We start from the raw sequence: 1,558 nt of genomic DNA, 5'->3' as shown, positions 1-1,558 counted from the left end.
GCCGGGAGCAGGAGGAGCAGGCGACGGGCCGGGTCCGCCAGGCCGTCGGCGCCGTCCTGGGTGCTGCCGGCCAGCTTCACCAGTTCCGGCCACGCCAGGCCCGGGCCCGAGCCGTGCGGACCGTCCTGGGCGAGGAAGCCGAGGCGGCCCCACGCGGGGTGGTGGACGAGGTAGTCGACGGTGCTCTCGTCCTCCCAGTTCTGCCACGCGACGTACGCCGTGTGGCCGCCGTCGAAGGGCACCCGCAGGACCGTGCCGGGCTGTTCGGCGTCGCCCAGGCGCGCGAGGACCGCCTCGTAGGCGGCCGCGTCGACGCCGTACTCCTCGGCCGCCTCGTCCTCCACGCCGAAGGAGATCACGAAGTGGGCGAACCAGAAGGCGAGGTCGTCGGCGAGGTGCTCCGCCACGACCAGATCGTCCTCGTCGAGGAACTCGGCTATCGGCACACGTGCAGCTGTCATGTGAGGCAACCTAGCGCGTCGCACCGACACCGCACGGTGTCCCTCCGGGCCGCCGCAGCGCCCTGGAGGGACTCGTCGGCCTACTGCAGCGCGACGATCTGCAGGTTGGCCGTCGACGCGACCGTGCCGCCCGCGTACAGCGTGCGGCCGTCCGGGCCGACCGCGAAGCCGTTCACGGTCTCCTCGTTGAGCGCCTGGGCCTCGCCCGGGACGACCGTGTCGGTCGTCGTGTCGAGGACGTACACCGACGGGCCGGAACCCTCGATGGTGTTGTCGACGGCGTAGAGCCGGGTGCCGTCCGGACTCACCTGCGGAAACTGGAAGTTGACGCTGTTGGTGGTGAGCGTGAAGTGGGCGGTGACGGTGTCCGTCGCCGGGTCGATCTCGTCGCCCGCGCCGCCGCGCGCGCCGTTGAGGGCGAACAGGCGGGCGCCGTCCGGGCTGAAGGCCAGCTCCGAGTCGTGGCCCGCGGCCGTGCCCGGGACGACGCGCGTCACGGCGGGCGCGGCGCCGGTGAGGTCGAGGTGCACGACGCCCGCCTCGCTGCCGACGTACAGGTCGCGCCCGCCCGGGCGGACGACCACATTGCCGGGGATGGAGGCGGGGAACTCGACGGACGACGTGAACGCCCGCTGCGCGGTGGCGAAGGAGAGCACCCGGCCCTTCCCCAGGTGGCCGACCGTCGCCGAGCCGGCCTGCGACACGTACAGGGTCCCGCCGTCCGGACTGAGCGCGATCCCGGCGGGCCAGCCGACGCTCTCGTCGGACGGACGCGGTTGGTCCGGCACCGTGGCCGTGCCGAGCACGGACATCGACCGGACGTCGATCACGCTCAGGGTGAGGTAGTTGAGCACGTACAGCCGCGAGCCGTCCGGGCTGAGCGCCGCGAACACCATCCAGCGGTTGCGCCCGAGCGCGAGCCCACCGGCCGTCGCGCCGCTGCGGGTGTCGACGGTCTTCAGGACGAGATTGCCCTGCTGGGTCGCGGTCACGACGTACGCGGTGGTGCCGTCCGGGCTCACCACCGGGGCGGCCACCTCGTTGCCGACGGCGATCACCGCCTCCGCGCCGGACACCGGACCGGACGCCTCCGCGGC

General features: G+C 73.4%; 1 protein-coding gene and 1 pseudogene. Both read right to left on the bottom strand.

What is annotated here, in order from left to right; translation table 11 throughout:
* Positions 1–461 (bottom strand): annotated as a pseudogene (locus AB0O00_RS38860) (hypothetical protein); the annotation flags it as partial.
* An 80-nt stretch (positions 462–541) separates the two neighbouring features.
* Positions 542–1,558: YncE family protein (locus AB0O00_RS38855; RefSeq protein WP_363659391.1), on the bottom strand; the 1,017-nt coding region annotated here is incomplete at its 5' end.

This window comes from Kitasatospora sp. NPDC093558 (genome assembly GCF_040683475.1).
Classification (GTDB): Bacteria; Actinomycetota; Actinomycetes; order Streptomycetales; family Streptomycetaceae; genus Kitasatospora.
The sequence above is the reverse complement of the archived record's forward strand: the minus strand, read 5'-3'. Positions and strand labels throughout refer to the sequence as shown.